Annotated in this window: 17 protein-coding genes; 12 read left to right on the top strand and 5 right to left on the bottom strand. The window is 66.1% G+C overall.

All coding sequences use genetic code 11. From position 1 onward, the window contains the following. Positions 1 to 244: 244 nt before the first annotated feature. Positions 245 to 1,087 (bottom strand): isopenicillin N synthase family dioxygenase, encoded by an 843-nt coding sequence (locus C2134_RS02380; RefSeq protein WP_103317254.1) that lies wholly within the window; start codon positions 1,085 to 1,087, stop codon positions 245 to 247. Between the two features lie 277 nt (positions 1,088 to 1,364). After that, positions 1,365 to 2,147: a serine O-acetyltransferase gene (gene cysE, locus C2134_RS02375; RefSeq protein ID WP_043627664.1), complete on the bottom strand. Its 783-nt coding sequence runs from the start codon at positions 2,145 to 2,147 to the stop codon at positions 1,365 to 1,367. 123 nt (positions 2,148 to 2,270) lie between these two features. On the opposite strand from cysE, the gene C2134_RS02370 reads away from it, so the two are divergent. Beyond that, positions 2,271 to 2,933: a tetratricopeptide repeat protein gene (locus tag C2134_RS02370; protein ID WP_103317252.1), complete on the top strand. Its 663-nt coding sequence runs from the start codon at positions 2,271 to 2,273 to the stop codon at positions 2,931 to 2,933. Here the strand turns inward: C2134_RS02370 and C2134_RS02365 are convergent. Then, entirely contained in the window at positions 2,903 to 3,763 is an 861-nt protein-coding gene (locus C2134_RS02365) for an MBL fold metallo-hydrolase (protein ID WP_103317250.1), read from the bottom strand. The genes C2134_RS02370 and C2134_RS02365 overlap by 31 nt on opposite strands. Positions 3,764 to 3,895: 132 nt before the next feature. Here C2134_RS02365 and C2134_RS02360 point away from each other — a divergent pair, with 132 nt between their 5' ends. Then, positions 3,896 to 4,702, top strand: coding sequence for a sulfite exporter TauE/SafE family protein (locus C2134_RS02360; protein ID WP_103317248.1), 807 nt, complete (start codon positions 3,896 to 3,898; stop codon positions 4,700 to 4,702). A 61-nt stretch (positions 4,703 to 4,763) separates the two neighbouring features. On the opposite strand, the gene C2134_RS02355 is transcribed toward C2134_RS02360, so the two are convergent. Then, positions 4,764 to 5,999, bottom strand: coding sequence for an ammonium transporter (locus C2134_RS02355; protein WP_199179856.1), 1,236 nt, complete (start codon positions 5,997 to 5,999; stop codon positions 4,764 to 4,766). 184 nt (positions 6,000 to 6,183) lie between these two features. Further along, the gene (gene cyaY, locus C2134_RS02350; protein ID WP_103317246.1) at positions 6,184 to 6,501 is read right to left on the bottom strand and encodes an iron donor protein CyaY; all 318 of its coding nucleotides are present in this window, start codon (positions 6,499 to 6,501) and stop codon (positions 6,184 to 6,186) included. 90 nt (positions 6,502 to 6,591) lie between these two features. Between cyaY and lptM the strand changes: the two genes are divergently transcribed. The 10 genes from lptM (at position 6,592) to C2134_RS02305 (ending at position 14,184) form a co-directional block, all read left to right on the top strand. After that, on the top strand, positions 6,592 to 6,762 hold the full coding sequence (lptM, locus tag C2134_RS22140; protein WP_369406773.1) for an LPS translocon maturation chaperone LptM: 171 nt from the start codon (positions 6,592 to 6,594) through the stop codon (positions 6,760 to 6,762). 93 nt (positions 6,763 to 6,855) lie between these two features. Continuing rightward, the gene (locus tag C2134_RS02345; protein WP_103317244.1) at positions 6,856 to 7,950 is read left to right on the top strand and encodes a pyridoxal phosphate-dependent aminotransferase; all 1,095 of its coding nucleotides are present in this window, start codon (positions 6,856 to 6,858) and stop codon (positions 7,948 to 7,950) included. Between the two features lie 110 nt (positions 7,951 to 8,060). Then, positions 8,061 to 8,345 (top strand): hypothetical protein, encoded by a 285-nt coding sequence (locus C2134_RS02340; RefSeq protein ID WP_103317242.1) that lies wholly within the window; start codon positions 8,061 to 8,063, stop codon positions 8,343 to 8,345. Positions 8,346 to 8,575: 230 nt separating this feature from the next. Further along, entirely contained in the window at positions 8,576 to 8,956 is a 381-nt protein-coding gene (locus C2134_RS02335; protein WP_071109528.1) for a hypothetical protein, read from the top strand. Between the two features lie 123 nt (positions 8,957 to 9,079). Then, on the top strand, positions 9,080 to 9,901 hold the full coding sequence (locus C2134_RS02330) for a CPBP family intramembrane glutamic endopeptidase (RefSeq protein ID WP_103317240.1): 822 nt from the start codon (positions 9,080 to 9,082) through the stop codon (positions 9,899 to 9,901). Between the two features lie 125 nt (positions 9,902 to 10,026). Further along, positions 10,027 to 10,515, top strand: coding sequence for a 5-(carboxyamino)imidazole ribonucleotide mutase (purE, locus tag C2134_RS02325; protein WP_103317238.1), 489 nt, complete (start codon positions 10,027 to 10,029; stop codon positions 10,513 to 10,515). Further along, on the top strand, positions 10,515 to 11,645 hold the full coding sequence (locus C2134_RS02320) for a 5-(carboxyamino)imidazole ribonucleotide synthase (protein WP_103317236.1): 1,131 nt from the start codon (positions 10,515 to 10,517) through the stop codon (positions 11,643 to 11,645). The genes purE and C2134_RS02320 overlap by 1 nt, the downstream gene beginning before the upstream one ends. Positions 11,646 to 11,697: 52 nt before the next feature. Beyond that, complete coding sequence (locus C2134_RS02315) at positions 11,698 to 12,576, top strand: phosphoribosylaminoimidazolesuccinocarboxamide synthase (RefSeq protein WP_103317234.1); 879 nt, start codon at positions 11,698 to 11,700, stop codon at positions 12,574 to 12,576. Positions 12,577 to 12,671: 95 nt separating this feature from the next. Continuing rightward, entirely contained in the window at positions 12,672 to 13,253 is a 582-nt protein-coding gene (locus tag C2134_RS02310; protein ID WP_103317233.1) for a GNAT family N-acetyltransferase, read from the top strand. A gap of 16 nt (positions 13,254 to 13,269) precedes the next feature. Beyond that, complete coding sequence (locus C2134_RS02305) at positions 13,270 to 14,184, top strand: alpha/beta hydrolase (protein ID WP_103317231.1); 915 nt, start codon at positions 13,270 to 13,272, stop codon at positions 14,182 to 14,184. The last annotated feature ends 67 nt before the right edge of the window (positions 14,185 to 14,251 follow it).

Here is a 14,251-nt window from a genome sequence, read left to right as displayed (position 1 = left end):
AACCGAAGCGACGCTTCGGTTTTTGGATAGGCCAGGGTCTGCCGCTTAAGACATGTTCACGATTTTTTGGGCTTTGAATCCGCTACGCGGATTACCGTTTTCATAGCCGGGGCTGCCCGGCGTGCAGGGAGGGGATATTTGCTTGGCCAAATATTCCCTCCACCCCTAAAGGCCACCCTGCACATCGAAAACATATTTGCTTCTCGCAAGCCAGGCCCAAAAGCCAAAGATCGTGAACACGTTCTTACATCTTGACGCCCAGTTCGCGCAGGCGCTCGTCCAGATAGCTGCCGGCGGTGTGGCGGTCGGACAGCACCACCTCCGGCCGCGGGTGCAGGAACAGCGGCAGCGAAACGCGGCTTTTCTTCGCGCCCTCGCCGCTGGGGTTGACCACGCGGTGCTGGGTGGACGGGTAGTAGCCGGCGGACGCCTCCTGCAGCATGTCGCCGATGTTCACCACCAGGGTGCCGAAGTCGCAGGGCACGTCGATCCAGTCGCCGTGCTTGTCCTGCACCTGCAGGCCCGGCTCGTTGGCGGCCGGCAGGATGGTCAGCAGATTGATGTCGCCGTGGGCGGCGGCGCGCAGCGAGCCGGCCGGCTCGTTGCCGGTCAGCGGCGGGTAACGCAGCACGCGCAGCAGCGTCTGCTGGCTGCCTTCAATCATGTGCGACAGCGGCTCGCGGTAGTTGGCGGCGATGTCGGACGGGGTGTATTGCTGCACCCAGGACAGCAGCTCCTGCGCCAGCTGGTTGGCGATGCCGTAGTAACGGTCAGCGTCGGCCTTGAGAGCCGGCGGCACGCGGCCCCACGGATAGATGTGGAAATATTCCTTGATGTCCTTGAGCGTGGCGCCCTTGGCGGTTTCCGACACCTCCGGCGAGAACCAGCCGTCCTGCTTCTCCACCGAGAAGGCGTAGTCGAACTTTTCTTCGCTGTTGAAGAAGCCCAGCCATTCGGCGTAGATCTTCTCCACCAGGTCTTGCGGGATGGGATGGTTGGTCAACACGCCGAAGCCGGTTTCGTGCAGGGAACGGGTGAACTGCTCCGCGGCGTCCGGGGCGCGGTAATCGACAACTCTGACGTTCATGGGGTGGTTTTCCTGATGAACCCGGCGCCGCCATGCAATATCGGGGCGGTCGCCGGCCGCGCGCATTGTAGCGGCTAAGCTACAGGCCGCCAAGCCGTTGGCATCGAGACTGTTGGAAAACTACCAAGAACCGGCGACCTTGCCGGACAAGCCCGCCAGGGCCGATTCCACGCGGACGGATCGGGGCAGGGCGGTCAACGGAATGGGCAGCGCGGCGGCGACGGCGGCAAAGCCAGCTGTACTTTCATTACAGGCCGGGCCGTCGCCGGGGAAAGGCCTACACCCGCTGATCCATGTCCAGCGCCGGGGTGCCGGGACAGGCTTGCGCCACCACCCGCGCCGGCACGCCGGCCACCGTGGCGTGCGGCGGCACGTCCTCCAGCACCACGCTGCCGGCCCCCACCTTGGCGCACTCGCCGACGCGGATATTGCCCAGCACCGCCGAGCCGGCGCCCAGCATCACGCCGTCGCCTATCTTAGGATGGCGGTCGCCGCGCTCCTTGCCGGACCCGCCCAGCGTCACGCCGTGCAGGATGGACACATTGTTGCCAATGACGGCGGTTTCGCCGACCACCAGGCCGGTGCCATGGTCCAGCATCACGCCTTCGCCGATGCGCGCCGCCGGATGGATGTCGGCGCCGGTCACTTCGGAAATGCGGTTCTGCAAAAACAGCGCCAGCGTGGTGCGGCCCTGCTGCCATAGCCAATGCGTGATACGCTGGCTCTGAATGGCGTGGAAGCCCTTGAAATACAACAGCGGCGTGGAATAGCGGTCGCAAGCCGGGTCGCGCTCGTAACAGGCGCGGATGTCGGCGCGCATCGCCGCACTGATGGCCGGATCGGCCTGGAAGGCTTCGCGGAACAGTTCAAGCAGCGCGCGCGGGTCCATCACCGGACTGGCGAGCTTGCTGGAAAGATGGAAGGCCAGCACGTCTTCCAGCGTGGCGTGGCGCAATACGGTCATGTGCAGAAAACTGGCCAGCAACGGCTCGCTGTCCACCGCAGTCAGCGTTTCGTCGCGGATGGCCGACCACAGCGGATCAAGCGGGGAGGCACTCATCGGGTACTCCAGTGACATCTAGTCAAATAGTGTAGCGTGCCACAGTCCGCGCCAACAGACAAAAACGCCGCGCCGTCAGAATTCACCGGCCGCCGCGACTAAACTCAAAGCAGGAGAACCGCGATGAAACGTCTTGCGATCTGGCCGTTGCTGTTCAGCCTGGGCGCGCTGGCCGCCGCGCCGGAAGTGCCTGGCTGGCATGAGTATCAGGGCGGCCGGCTGGCCGCCGCCCGCGTCGCTTTTTGGCAGGCGGCCGAGCACGGCGACCGGGTAGCCGCCTTCGACCTGGCGATGATGGACTGGCGCGGCGAGGCCGGGCCGGTGGACAAGCCGGCGGCGGTCTTCTGGCTGAAAAAGGCAGCCGATCTCAACCTGGCGCAGGCACAGCATGCGCTGGGCCTGCTGGCCGAGCGCGGCGACGCCGTGCCCAAGTCGCTGACCGAGGCGACGCGCTGGTTCACGCTGGCCGCGCGGCAGGGCTATCTGGCGGCCCAGCTGGACCTGGGCACCCAGTATTTCCTGGGCCGAGGCGCGCCGCAGGACGACAGGCTGGCCGCTTACTGGTACGAGGAGGCGGCCAAGCAGGGCGACGTCGGCGCGCAATATCTGACCGCCAGCATGTATGAACACGGCCGCGGCGTGAAGCAAAACATTCCGGCGGCGATACGCTGGTATGCCCGCGCCGGAGCGCAGGGCGACGCCGGCGCCCGCGCCAAGGCGCTGGATCTGGCCAAGAGCGAAATGGCGCGCCGCGCTCAGAACGCGTCCAGCGGCAGCTTCAGGTAACGCACGCCGTTGTCTTCCGCCGGCGGCAGCCGGCCGGCGCGGATATTGACCTGGATCGATGGCAGCAACAGCCGCGGCATGTCCAGCGTCTCATCGCGCGCCTGGCGCATCTTCACAAAGGCCGCCTCGTCCACCCCGTCGCGCGCATGCAGATTGGCGCGGCGTTGCTCGGCCACCGTCACGCGCCACGCCGGCTCGCGGCCCGGCGGCGGATAGTCGTGGCACAGCAGCAGCCGGGTTTCGTCCGGCAGCGCCAGCAGCTTGCGGATGGAGCGGTACAGCGTGGCGGCATCGCCGCCAGGAAAATCGCAGCGCGCGGTGCCCACGTCCGGCATGAACAAGGTGTCGCCGACAAACACCGCGTCTTCCACCTGATAGCCGACATCGGCCGGCGTATGGCCGGGCAGCGCCAGCACGCGGGCGTCCAGCTCGCCGATGCGGAAGGTTTCTCCGTCGCCGAACAGATGGTCGAACTGCGAGCCATCGCAGCGGAACGCCGGCTCCAGATTGAACACCCGGCTGAATGTGGACTGCACCTCGTCTATGCGCCGGCCGATGCCGATTTGGCCGCCGGCCTTGTCCTTCAAATACCCGGCGGCGGACAAGTGGTCTGCGTGGGCATGGGTTTCCAGTATCCACTGCAGCGTCAGCCGCTGCTCCATCAGAAAAGCCAGCAGCCGGTCCGCGCCATGGCGCGCGCTGCGGCCGGAGCTGGGATCGAAATCCAGCACGGGATCGATGATGGCCGCGTGGCCGCCAGGCCGGTCGTAGACGATGTGGCTGATGGTATGGGTAACGGCATCGAAAAAGCTCTCGATCTGAACCGGCATGTTTTCCTCCGCGTATGGGCTTTACTTCATTATATTAAATCATATAATGTATTGAAGTATAGCCGATAAAGACCTGCCCCTCATGCCCCCATTTCCCGCCCGCCGCATTGCGCCTGTTCCCGGAGCCCTTGCATGCTGCTGATGCTGACGCTGGGCATGCTGCTGGGCGCGATATTGGGACTGACCGGCGCCGGCGGCGGCATTCTGGCCATTCCGGCGCTGATGGCCACCCAGGGCTGGAGCCTGCCGCAAGCGGCGCCGGTGGCGCTGCTGGCCGTGGTCGCGGGCGCCGCGCTTGGCGCCTATGAGGGCTGGCGCCGCCGCTTGGTGCGTTACCGCGCCGCTTGGCTGATGGCAATCAGCAGCTTGCCGTTCACCGCGCTGGGCACCCGGCTGGCGCAGCAATTGCCGAGTGCGTGGTTGACCGGGCTATTCGCGCTGGCCATGCTGACCGTAGCCGCCCGCACCTGGCGCGCCGCCCACCCCGAGGCCATCCTGTCCCAGCAGCCAAGGCAAACGCTGTGCCGGCTGAACCCGGACACCGGCCGCCTGCGCTGGAACGTGCTCAGCGCCGCGGCGCTGGCCGGCGTCGGCGCCTTCACCGGCTTGCTGACCGGCCTGCTGGGCGTCGGCGGCGGCTTCGTCATCGTGCCGGCGCTGCGCCGGCTGAGCGATCTGGGCATGCACGCCATCATCGCCACCTCGCTGCTGGTGATCGCGCTGGTCGGCAGCGGCGGCGTGGTCTCCGCGCTCTGGCACGGCGCGCGGCCGCCCTTGCTGCTCAGCGCCGGCTTCGTGCTGGCGGCGATGGCCGGCATGCTGCTAGGCCGGCGGCTCAGCACGCGGCTGTCGCCGCAGCAACTGCTGCGCGGCTTCGCGCTGCTGGTGGCGGCCATAGGCGTCGCCATGCTGTGGCGCGCTGTCGCCATCCTGCTCTGACGCCCAGCAAAAAGCCGCGGACGCGCCGCGGCTTGAGCCAAGCAGACAGCCGATCTACGGCTCAGATATAGGCTTCCTCGCCGTGCAGGCTGACGTCCAGACCGGCCTGCTCGACAGCGGCGCCCACCTTGACCGGCGTGACGCGGTCGATCAGCCACAGCATGCCGTAGGTGAAGCCAAACGCCCAGGCGCCGGAGGCCACGGCCGCCACCACCTGTTTGAACAGGAAGCTGGCGTCGCCGTACAACAAGCCGTCGGCGCCGGCGGCATTCCAGCCCTTGGTGGCGAATACGCCCAGCAGAATGGTGCCGAGCAGGCCGCCCACGCCGTGCACGCCCCACACATCCAGCGCGTCGTCCCAGTTCAGGCGATTCTTCAACTGCACGGCGTAGTAGCACACCACGGCGGCGATCAGGCCGATCACAGCGGCGCTGCCCAGCGACACATAGCCGGCGGCCGGAGTGATGGTGGCCAGGCCGGCCACGGCGCCGGTCAACAGGCCGACGAACTTGGGTTGCTTGGCATGCGACCATTCCAGCAGGAACCAGGCGGTGCCGGCGAACGATGCCGCCACGTCGGTATTGAGGAAGGCGGAGGCGGTCACCGCGTCCACTTTCAGCTCGGAACCGGCGTTGAAGCCATACCAACCAAACCACAACAGGCCAGTGCCCAGCGCGATCAGCGGCACATTATGCGGCTTGTTCTCCACCAGGGAACGGCGGCCGACATACAGGATGGACGCCAGCGCGGCGAAACCGGCGGTGTTGTGCACCACGATGCCGCCGGCGAAGTCCAGCACACCCCACTTGGCCAGTAGGCCGTCCGGGCTCCACACCATGTGGACGAAGGGGAAGTAGACCAGCACCAGCCAGCCGGTCAGAAACAGGAAATAGGCTTTCACCGTCACCCGGTTGGCGAAGGCGCCGGTGATCAGCGCTGGCGTGATGATGGCGAACATCATCTGGTAGGCCACATGCACGATCAACGGAATGCCGGCGTCGTTGCCGGCGTACATGCTGTGCAGAGTAATGCCGCGCATGAAGGCGTAGTAGGTGGGGTCGCCGATGATGCCGTGCCAGCTGGGGCCGAAGCACATCGAATAGCCGAAGGCGAACCACAGCACGGTGGTCCAGCCCAGAGACATGAAGCTCTGGGCCATGATGGTCAGCACATTCTTGCGGCCCACTAGGCCGCCGTAGAAGAAAGCCAGGCCAGGGGTCATCAGCATGACCAGGCTGGCGCACAGCAGCATGAAGCCGGTGTTGCCGACATTGATAGTCGCGGTTGGGGAGAGCATGGTCCAGTCCTCATTCAAACAAATATTAGAAAATCGTTTTGCTCGAATATTGATACTGGGGATGGCGGATTTACCTGCGTCAGATCAAGTTCTTATCTGGACATTAACAAATGTAAACAATTTGTAAATTCATGATTTCCGCTTATCCATCCTGCCGCTGCTTGGCCTCCTCCATCGCGCGGAGTCAGTCGTCGAAACTGAAGCCCTCGCCGCTGCCGGCGCGGATCGCCTCGGCCAGCGTGGAAAAGAATTCCGAGCCGTCGCGGCCGGCGATCCAGGCTTCGCCCTGGCGCGCGAAATGGTAGCCGCCGCTCTTGGCGGCGATCCACATCTCCTGATTGGAAGCGTGGCGATTGACGATGACTTTTTCGCCGCTGTCGAACTCGATCTCCAGCACATTGCCCTGGCGCAAGGTATCGACATCCAGCTCGTGATCGTCCAGCGCCTGTTCGATGCGGTCGAAAATGGCGTCGCTCAATTGCAGAAATTCGCTTTCGGTCATGATGGCTTCCTGATGGCGCCGCCCGGGGACAACACGGCGCGGCGGGGTTTTGCTAGTATGCTGATTTTGCCATAACGGATCATTGCCAGTATGCGTACCCTGCTCGCTTGCGCAAGTTTGTCCCTATTCCTGGTCGCTTGCGGCTACAAGGGCCCGCTGGTCCTGCCCAAGGCGCCGGCCGCTCGCCATGAGCCGGCTCCGCCCAAACCGGCCGCGTCAACGCCCGTCGCCGCCAAACCCGCGGCCTCCGCCGCCCAATAATTCCTTTGGCATAAGGATATTTCCAGATGGTGGCTTGTCTGAACAGACTCTTGGCCTAGAATGGCCCAATCAACTGGAATGCCGGGAATTGTCATGCCACATTACGCGCGCCATCTGGAACACCACACCATCGTCAATCCGTTTCCCGGCATCGCCAAGCTGGAAGCGGCGCTGGGCCACAAGGTGGTCAATCGGCTGGGCGCCAACGAAAGCCTGGCACGCCCCGACTCCCCGCTGTTGGCGCAATGGGGGGAGGCGCTGGCCGAACTGGCCAGACTCTATCCAGACCCGTACGCGCTGGCCTTGCGCGAGCGCGCGGCGCAGTTGCACGGCGTCGAACCCAGCCAGGTGCTATTCGACAGCGGCGCGGACAGCCTGATCCTGCTGGCGCTGCGCTTGCGCTGCAATGCCGGGGACGCCGTGGTGTGCAGCGCCGGCACCTACCCCGCCTTCCGCTACTTCGCCGAAGGCGTGGGCGCGCGCATCCTGGAAGTGCCGTATCGCCCACATGGCATCGGCCTGCGGCCCGACTTGGCGCGGCTGTGCGAAGTGGCGCAGGCCGAGCGCGCCGTGGCGCTGTATCTGGCCAACCCGGACAATCCCACCGGCCACTACTGGTCCGCCGCCGATATCCAGGCGCTGCGCCAGCAGCTGCCATCGAGCACGCTGCTGATTCTGGACGAAGCCTACGTCGATTTCTGCACCGAGCCTCAAGACGCGCCGCCGGCCGGCGCGCTGCCCAACACGCTGCGGCTGCGCACCTTGTCCAAGGCCTACGGCCTGGCCGGCCTGCGTGTCGGCTTCGCGCTGGCGCCGGCCGACATCATCGCCAAGGCCGACCAGATCCGCCCGCAATACGCGCTGTCCGGCCTGGCCCAGCACGCCGCGCGGCTGGTGCTGGACGATCCGGACTACTCGCGCCAGCTGGTGCAGGCCACGCTGCAGCTGCGCGACAAGCTCGACGCCGCGCTGCGCGCGCGCGACCTGACCGTGCTGCCGTCGCACACCAATTTCGTCGCCGTGCTCTATCCCAACGCCGCCGCCGCCGAGGACATCCAACGCCGGCTGCTGGCCGACGGCATCGCCGTGCACCGGCCGCCGCACCCGGCGCTGCGCCATCTGCTGCGCGTCACCGCGCAGCCGTCTGCCTTGTCGAGCAAGGTGCTGGATGCGCTGGCGGGACACTGAGCAGCATGCGCCAAGGGCTGTTGATTGTTATCCGCGCCTCAGGGCGGTGAACTTAACGCCGCCGCGCGCGGCCTAAAATCGGGTTACCACCCTGATCGTGGCCCTGTCGCATGTCCGAGTCGATTCCCCTGATTGCCTTGCTGGCGCTGTATTTCGCCGCGCTGTTGCACGCGCTGCGCCAGGCTTGGCGCACTTGCCGTTTATATTGGCTGGCTTGCGCGCTGCTGCTTGCCGGCAGCGCGCTGTTGATGCTGCTGGCCGAACCGGCCACGCCGAATTCCGGCGAGATGCCGCCCGGCTTCGGCCTGGGCGCGATGCTGGCGCAAATCGGCATTGTCGCCACCGCCTGCGGCTCGCTGTGGCCGCGCATCCGGCAATGCATGCGCCGCTCATGACAGGCCGAAGCGCCGCCCATTGACCGCCGGCGATGCGAAAGACATAATCGCCCGACGTTTTTCAAAGCGGGATCTCTGCCTAGGCGAGGTCCCGCTTTGTATTGGGCCGCCGCGCCAAAACAATCGCCTGGCAGGGCGCATCGGGCAGCGGCGCCGCACCTGAAAACGAATAAAACCGGGATGCGGCTCGGATCGGCATCCCTTCTTCCGTTTTTGAACACGATACCCACATGATGAAAACCCACTTCCCCCGCGGCCTGGCGGCATGGAGCCTGCTGGCTGTCGCCACCGTCTGCCTGGCCCGTCCGATTCCCGTTCGCGACGACGGCGAAACGCCGATCACGCTGCAAGGCACTGTGATCGGTCCGCTTACCTCCGGCGACAAGGCGGAAGGCACGCTATTCAAGGCCTATCATCTGAAACTGGCCAAGCCGATGCGCTTCGACGACGGTGCCGATTGCGGCCCGCAGGACAAGACCAGCCTGGCGCTGAGCCAGGAAGACATGGGCCGCTACAAAGGCAAGACCGTCACCGTGCAAGCCAAAGTGTTCTGCCAGATCAACCGCACCGGCACCTATCATCTGGGCGACATCGCCGTCGTGGCGCGCTGAACCGGTTGCCAGCAGCGCGCAGCGGCATCATTCCCAGCCGCCAGCGCATGAGGCGCGGCGGTTTGGCCTCTTTGCTGCCAGCCGTTATCATCGGTCGCTTGTCCACTGCTTCCCGGAGCCGACATGTTCCTGCCGCCCCCTCTGCCGCTGGCCGCCTTCGCGCTGCTTGCGCTTGGCCTGCTGTCCGCCAGCCTGCGCCGGCAACCGCCCGCCTGGATCGCTCTGGCCTGCAGCGCCCTGTTGGCGCTGGCGGCCGGCGTGCTGCAGCCGCTGGGCGTGGTCTTCGCCGCCGCCGCCGCCGGCCTGACGCTGGCGCAGCTCAAACGCCCGCGTCCTGAGCTGACCGTGGTGTGGATCGCGTTGCTGTTGGCGCTGGCGCTACACGCGCTGCCCGGCTTCGACAACCCTCTGCTGTGGCAAGGCAAGGCCAGCGCGGACAGCGCGCCGTACCGGCTGTTCTGGAGCTACGACAAGGGCCTGGCCGGGCTGATGTTGCTGCTGGGCCTCTCCACCGCGCCGCTGCCGGACAGGCAATTGGGCTGGCCGGCGGCGCTGGTGGGCGCGCTGGCGCTGCTGCTGACGCTGGGCATCGCCGCCGTCAGCGGCATCATCGGTTTTTCCCTGAAGTGGCCGGCCTGGCTGCTGCCCTGGTTGCTGGCCAATTGCTTCCTGGTTTCGCTGGTGGAAGAGGCCTTCTTCCGCGGCGGCATCCAGCGTTGGCTGGAGCTGCGCACCGAGCCTTTCGCCGCGCTGCTGGCGGCGTCGCTGCTGTTTGGCCTGGCGCATCTGGCCGGAGGCTGGGCCTGGGTGGGCCTGGCGACCCTGGCCGGCATAGGCTACGGCCTGCTCTATGCCGCCCGCCGCCAGTTATGGCTGGCCGTGTTGGCCCACCTAGGCTTCAACACCTTGCACCTGCTGCTGTTCAGCTACCCGAAGCTGGCGTGAATGGACGGATGACGGCGCGCTTCGCGCGCTAACTGTCTTGATATGAAAATAAAAAACCATTCCGAGTAAGCCGCGCTGTCGGTTAAAATCGCGGTCTTCGTTCACCATCCGCGAGCAGCACCGCCATGATTGAAGTCGGCATCGTGATGGGTAGCAATAGCGACTGGGAAGTGATGCAGCACGCCGCGCGCATGCTGAAACACTTCGGCGTCGCCTGCGAAACCCGCGTCGTCTCCGCCCACCGCACCCCTGACCTGCTGTTCCAGTACGCCGAACAAGCCGCCCAGCGCGGCCTGAAGGCCATCATCGCCGGCGCCGGCGGCGCCGCCCACCTGCCGGGCATGCTGGCCGCCAAAACACATGTGCCGGTGCTGGGCGTGCCGGTGCCGTCGAAATACCTGCGCGGCGAGGACTCGCTGCTGTCCATCGTGCAAATGCCCAAGGGCATACCGGTCGCCACCTTCGCCATCGGCGAGGCCGGCGCCGCCAACGCCGCGCTGTTCGCCGTGGCCATGCTGGCGACGACGCGTCCGGAACTGGCCGAGAAGCTGGTGGCCTTCCGCCAGGAACAGGAACAAACCGTACTGGCGATGACGCTGCCGGAGATCGAATAATGGCCGCCATTCTGCCGCCAGCCATGCTGGGCATCCTCGGCGGCGGCCAGCTCGGCCGCATGTTCGCCGTGGCCGCCAAGACCATGGGCTACCGCGTCACCGTGCTGGACCCGGACGAGAACGCGCCCGCCGCGGCCTTCGCCGATCGCCATATCCGCGCGTCTTACAACGACCCGGCCGCCCTGCGCGAGCTGGCGCAAAGCTGCGCCGCCGTCACCACCGAGTTTGAAAACGTCAACGCCGACGCCATGCGCGAGCTGGCCAAGACCACGCGCGTCTCGCCGTCCGGCGATTGCGTGGCCATCGCCCAGGACCGCATTGTCGAAAAAAGCTGGATCAACAAGGCCGGCCTGCCGACGGCGCCGTATCTGGCGATCGAAAGCGTCGAAGACATCCAGGTAGACCTGGCGCCTTACCTGCCGGGCATCCTGAAAACCGCCCGCCTCGGTTACGACGGCAAGGGCCAGGTGCGGGTCAAAACCGCCGCCGAAGCGCGCGCCGCCTACGCCAACCTGGGCGGCCAGGCCTGCGTGCTGGAAAAAATGCTGGACCTGAAGCTGGAGGTCTCGGCCATCGTCACCCGCGTCAGCCAAGCGCAAAGCGCGGTGTTCCCGGTGGCGGAAAACATCCACCAGGACGGCATCCTCGACGAATCCATCGTGCCGGCGCGCATAGACCCGGCGCTGGCCGCGCAGGCGCAGAGCATGGCCAAAAAATTGGCCGACGCGCTGGACTATGTGGGCGTGCTGGCGGTGGAGTTCTTCGTGCTGGCCGACGACAGCCTGGTGGTCAACGAGATCGCCCCGCGGCCGCACAACTCCGGGCATTACACGCTGACCGCCTGCCTGACCGACCAGTTCCAGCAGCAAGTGCGCGCCATGTGCGGCCTGCTTCCAGGCCGCACCGACCTGCTCAGCCCGGTGGTGATGGTCAACTTGCTGGGCGACGTGTGGAAAGAGGGCGGCGGCGAGCCGAACTGGGATGTGCTGGTGGAGGCGCCCAACGCCCAACTGCACCTGTACGGCAAGAAAACCGCGCGGCCCGGCCGCAAGATGGGCCACTTCAACGTGATGGCCGCCAGCGCCGACGAGGCGCTGGAGCAGGCCAGGGCGCTGAAAGATACGCTGTAATTCATCGGGCGATGCCATCAGGCATCGCCCTTTTGCATTTCAAGGAAGCATGATGACCGGACTGAACACCACCAATCTGACCAGCCTGAAGAAGATCTACTCCGGCAAGGTGCGCGATCTGTACGAGATCGACGACAAGCGCATGCTGATGATCGCCACCGACCGGCTCTCCGCCTTCGACGTGATCCTGGACGACCCGATCCCGGCCAAGGGCCAGATTCTGACCGCCATCTCCAATTTCTGGTTTGAAAAACTGAAGGACGTGGTGCCCAACCACCTGACCGGCGACCAGCCGGAAGACGTGGTGGCCGCGGCAGACCTGCCGCAGGTGCAAGGCCGCGCCGTGGTGGCCAAGCGCTTGAAGGCGGTGCCGATCGAGGCGGTGGTGCGCGGCTACCTGGCCGGCTCCGGCTGGAAGGAATACCGGCAGTCCGGCTCGGTCTGCGGCATCGCGCTGCCGGCCGGGCTGAAGGAAGCGGACAAGCTGCCCGAACCCATCTTCACCCCGTCCACCAAGGCGGCGGTCGGCGACCACGACGAAAACATCAGCTTCGCCCAGTGCGAGGCCATCGTCGGCGCCGAGCTGGCGGCCAAGGTGCGCGACACCGCCATCCTGCTGTACCAGACCGCCGCCGAATACGCGGCCACGCGCGGCATCATCATCTGCGACACCAAGTTCGAGTTCGGCCTGGACGAAAACGGCACGCTGACGCTGATGGACGAGGCGCTGACGCCGGATTCCAGCCGCTTCTGGCCGGCCGACAGCTACCAGCCAGGCAGCAACCCGCCGTCCTTCGACAAGCAGTTCGTCCGCGACTGGCTGGAGGCCTCGGGCTGGAACAAGCAGGCCCCGGCCCCGGCCGTGCCGCTGGAGGTGCGCGAGAAAACCGCAGCCAAATACCGCGAGGCGCTGGAGAGGCTGACCGGCTAAGTCCCCCATGCCGCCGGCCCCGAGTCGGCGGCATGCCTTGAGCATCAAGCCTGCTTGCGGCTACTATCTAGTGCCTGTCATACCGCCGCGACGCCATGAGCCTGACTCAACCGACACTCGATACCGCGCGCCTGAAACTGCTGCCGGCTCATCCGGACCTGACGGCGGCGGCGCTGGACTACCACAGCCGCAACCGCGCCCACCTGGAGCCATGGAATCCTACGCCAGGGCCACAGTTCTATACCGAAGCCTATTGGGCCATGCAGATGCGCCAGGCCGCCCGCGCCTGGGCAGAAGGCCATAGCGCCCGCTTCTTGCTGGCCATGCAAGACGAACCGGAGCGCATCATCGGCACCGTCGGCTTCAGCAATATCGTGCGCGGCGTGTTCCAGGCCTGCCATCTGGGCTACGGCATAGACCATGCCTGCGAAGGCCAAGGCCTGATGCGCGAGGCGCTGCAGGCGGCGATACGCTTCGCTTTCGACGAATTGAAGCTGCACCGCATCCAGGCCAATTATCAGCCGTCCAACGCGCGCAGCGCGGCCTTGCTGCAGCGGCTGGGCTTCGTGATCGAAGGCCAGGCCAAGAACTATCTGTTCCTGAACGGCGCCTGGCGCGACCATGTGCTGACCTCGCTGACCCACCCCCATTTCGACAACCGGCCGCTGCTCGGCTGAAACGAGAGGACCGCGCATGCTACGCGCCACCCTGACCGCCGCCGACGGCGTCGCCATACCGCTATGCCAATGGCGGCCGGAGGGACCGATACGCGCCGTGGTGCTCATCTCGCACGGCATGAGCGAGTACGCCGCACGCTACCACCGCTTCGCCAGCATGCTGGCGGAAGCCGGCTACGCCGTGTACGCGCACGACCACCGCGGCCATGGCAGCTCTCCCGCGCCGCGCGGCTTCTTCGCCGCTGAGGACGGCTGGCGCAAGGTGGTGGACGATGTGGAAACGGTGCGCCGCCACGCCGCCGCCGAACATCCCGGCCAGCCCCTTGTCCTGCTGGGCCACAGCATGGGCAGCTTCATCGCCCGCGCCTATTTCCTGCGCTACGGCACCCATCTGTCCGGGCTGATGCTGTCGTCCACCGGCTATCGCCAAAACGCATTGGCGCGGCTGCTGGGCGGCTTGGCGCGATACTTGGGTCGGCGCAACGGGTGGGACCGCCCCAGCCAGCTGATGGCCAGGCTGGTCTTCGGCAGCTTCAATCTGGGTTTTCCGCCGTGGCGTACCGGCATGGACTGGCTCAGCCGCGACCCGGCCGAGGTGGATGCCTATATCGCGGACCCTGACTGCGGCTTCGACCCGACGCCGGGCCTCTGGGCCGACCTGTTCGGCGGCATCATTGCCATGGAAGCGGGCGAGGCTGCCGGCGCCGCCATCAACCGCCATTGCCGCATCCTGCTGTTTGCCGGCAGCCGCGACCCAGTCAGCCTGGGCCGGCTGGCGCTGGGCCAACTGGAAATCCGCTACCGCGACGCCGGCGTGCTGGACTTGCAAAGCAAGGTATATCCGGGCGGCCGGCACGAAATGTTGAACGAGCGCAACCGCGCCGAGGTAGAGGCCGACTTGCTGCATTGGCTGGCGCAAAAAAACGCCTGAGCCAAACCTTGCTTACCCCAGACGCGCTGCGGCTTGTTGCCAGCGTCCCGAACCGGAAAAGGAAGCA

It is taken from the genome of Chromobacterium sinusclupearum (genome assembly GCF_002902845.1).
GTDB classification, from domain to species: domain Bacteria; phylum Pseudomonadota; class Gammaproteobacteria; order Burkholderiales; family Chromobacteriaceae; genus Chromobacterium; species Chromobacterium sinusclupearum.
This window is presented reverse-complemented; position numbering and strand designations above follow the sequence as displayed.